Here is a 1,802-nt window from a genome sequence, read left to right on the forward strand (position 1 = left end):
GCAGCGCGAAGTCGATGTCGTCGCCCGTCGTGCCGTGCTTTCGCGAATCGCGTTCGAGCGCGGCGAGCTGGTCCTCGAAAATCTGCTTGGTGTCGGACAACAGCCGACCGATCAACGTCGACTTACCGTCGTCGACCGAACCGCAGGTCAGGAAGCGCAGCAGCGACTTCTTCTCTTGCGCCGCCAGATAGTCGCGGACGCTTCTCGCGGTGGAAAAGGACAAGTCAGGGATTGGCGTCCGGCGATCCTCATCCACGGCAGTCGGCCGCGATGCAATCCGAAAGGCGGGCCTGTGCTAGGCCGAGCGATCCGATCTGGTTCCTGATGGACATGGTCGTCTCCAACCCTATCACTGGCTCTTCATAACCTCCTCCTCGCCGCTGTCTTCCCACGATCTGCGCTTCCGGAAGATCAGACAAGAAGACTGCTGGATCATCATACCGCATTGGGGCACCTCCATGGAATGGTCCAATCAATGGGTCAGGTTCGCCTGACACTGCGCCAGGATCATCATGATCAAAGCCCATCCGCTCGGCCAAATGTGACCCGTTACGGGTCAGTACGCCTGGCACCGCAATTGCATTGATAGAGTGTGGGCTGGGACGAGGTCCGTCGCCTCGCAAATGGGGCGGCGGGCCTTTAGCAACGAGGGGCTTTGACGGAGCGGCCCGGCACCCCTTTGTTGGGATGGGGCTAGGACACCGGGCCTAACCGACGGGCTGTTTGTGAGAAACGGCGCCGGGGCTGAGGGACTATATGCGCTCATGCTGAATACGCGCAAAGCATACGAACGAAGTATGAGAGCGACAATTCGGGGGGCAGCCGATGGCCGATAAGCCGGTGACGACCGACGTCGAACCCGCGCTGGTGCTGATTATGACCCAGCGGGAGGAGGAGTAGCGGCGGCGACAGCGCACCTTCGGTTCGATATAGCTAACGCTTGTCGTTTCGCGGCTTGCACTACGCTTTAGCGGAACCAAAAAAGAGGACACGGGCGTGCTTCGTCGGTCGGCTCCGGTCTGGCTGTTCGCGGCATATCTGCGCGTCCAGTATGCACTGCAACAGCAACCCGCTTCGAACGGGACGCTTTGCAGATGGCACGACAGGTCTCGCTGGTGATCGAGGCAGAACTTGTCAATCTGCAGACCATTCTTGACGGTCTCTCAAAATCGGCCACTCTCGCCAATGGCAATCTAAAAGCGCACGATATCTTACACGGAGCGGCGCCGATCTTGGCGATCTGATTCCATTGCCGTCATGGGGCCAAGGATCCAAAGGATCGCACAAAGCCACTGTGCCTGGAATGGGCTGCATACTCATCTTATTAGTGCGGGGAAATTATGTGCAATTACAGGTTGTCGTACCTTTGGATATATTAGTCACCTAAGATATAATTACCAAATTGTTAACCAGGATTAATGCGCCTTTTCCACAGCATCGTACTATGCACTCCAGGTTGGGTTACCTCCATAGGGCGCGGAAGCCATACGTCGGTGTGTTGGGACGGCGTATGTCCTACTCCTTGAATCCAATCTTCGGTCAACATCTAGTCAGCCTGACAGACGATGAGCGTATTAGTTCACGCCTTTGACATGCTTTGCTAGGGAGCCAAACCAAAGAGGAGAAAAGCAAGTCAGCGCGATGGAGAGGAGTAGGTAAAGCGATGGCACACCCCCAAATTTCCGATTTTTGGAACGATGCAACAAAACCGTTACACAATGGACATCTGCCGGACGCGAATGGTCTTGGCAGGTCCGATCTCGACGAAGGACGTCCGAGCGAAGGCTTGGTTATGATTGTCG

The 1,802-nt window shown here is 56.3% G+C and carries 2 protein-coding genes; one reads left to right on the forward strand and one right to left on the reverse strand.

The window, feature by feature from the left end; translation table 11 throughout:
- A partial coding sequence (locus EN861_RS34220; RefSeq protein ID WP_245512174.1) for a GTP-binding protein occupies positions 1–223 on the reverse strand: 223 nt, incomplete at its 3' end.
- Positions 224–1,094: 871 nt separating this feature from the next.
- On the opposite strand from EN861_RS34220, the gene EN861_RS35680 reads away from it, so the two are divergent.
- Complete coding sequence (locus tag EN861_RS35680; protein WP_189343812.1) at positions 1,095–1,244, forward strand: hypothetical protein; 150 nt, start codon at positions 1,095–1,097, stop codon at positions 1,242–1,244.
- Positions 1,245–1,802: the final 558 nt, after the last annotated feature.

This window comes from Mesorhizobium sp. M8A.F.Ca.ET.218.01.1.1 (assembly GCF_004791165.1).
GTDB lineage: Bacteria > Pseudomonadota > Alphaproteobacteria > Rhizobiales > Rhizobiaceae > Mesorhizobium.